Genomic DNA, 418 nt, shown 5'->3' with positions numbered 1-418 from the left:
CCTCCCCGCCGCGCGGCGGCTCCGTTCCTCGTCGGTACCGGAACCACCGTGACCGGCGGCCGTGACGCCCGCACCCGCGTCCGGAGGCGGCCGGGGCGCGGGGTGACGTCCCCGGACGGCCCGGCCCCCGCTCCTCCTCCGGTACGCCCCGTGTACACGTGGAACCGGCTCCTCCTCCCGGGCCAGGAGCGGGACACCTCAGGTGCCCATGTAGCGCAGTACCGCCAGGACACGGCGGCTGTACCCCCTGGTGTCACCCAGGTCCAGCTTGTCGAAGATCGCGTTGGCGTGCTTCTCCACGGCGCTCTGCGAGACGAACAGCTTCGCCGCGATCGCCGAGTTGATGTGCCCCTGCGCCATCAGCGCCATGACGTCGCGCTCGCGCTCGGTCAGCCTTCCCAGAGGATCCGTGCGGCTG

At 72.5% G+C, this 418-nt stretch carries 1 pseudogene (running past one end of the window); it reads right to left on the bottom strand.

Annotated elements, in window-relative coordinates:
- Positions 1-198: 198 nt before the first annotated feature.
- Positions 199-418 (bottom strand): annotated as a pseudogene (locus D455_RS30460) (response regulator transcription factor); it runs 424 nt beyond the window's last position.

Origin of the sequence: Nocardiopsis halotolerans DSM 44410 (assembly GCF_000341065.1) — a bacterium.
GTDB classification, from domain to species: Bacteria; Actinomycetota; Actinomycetes; order Streptosporangiales; family Streptosporangiaceae; genus Nocardiopsis; species Nocardiopsis halotolerans.
The sequence above is the reverse complement of the archived record's forward strand: the minus strand, read 5'-3'. Positions and strand labels throughout refer to the sequence as shown.